Source organism: Caulobacter sp. FG7, from assembly GCF_057808875.1.
Window position 1 is genome coordinate 1 of the sequence record NZ_JBMDIW010000074.1, and the last position, 360, is coordinate 360.

The following is a 360-nucleotide window of genomic DNA, read 5'->3' on the forward strand; positions in this document are numbered from 1 at the left end:
GCGGGCCACCGCCCCCAGCACCACCAGCACGAAGATCGCCGAGGTGGCGTAGAAGGTCCCCACCAGGGCGGCCAGGTTGATGACCGAGCCGATGCCGTACTTGCCGATGGTGAAGGCGAAGGCCCCGAAGGCGCCGACCGGGGCGGCCTTCATCAGGATGGCCACCAGCTTGAAGAAGGCGTGGGCCGTGGCTTCCAGGAGGTCGATCACCGGCTGGCCGCGGTCGCCGACCAGGGCCAGGGCGATGCCGAAGGTCACCGAGAAGAACAGGACCTGCAGGATCTCGCCCTCGGCGAAGGCCCCGGCCACGGTGGCGGGGATGATGTGCAGCAGGAAGCCGACGATGGTGGTCTCGTGGGC

At 69.2% G+C, this 360-nt stretch carries 1 protein-coding gene; it reads right to left on the reverse strand.

All coding sequences use genetic code 11. The features are described 5' to 3' along the window. Window positions 1-360 (reverse strand): cation:dicarboxylate symporter family transporter (locus ACODR1_RS24805; RefSeq protein WP_488882818.1); only part of this gene is annotated, 360 nt, incomplete at both ends.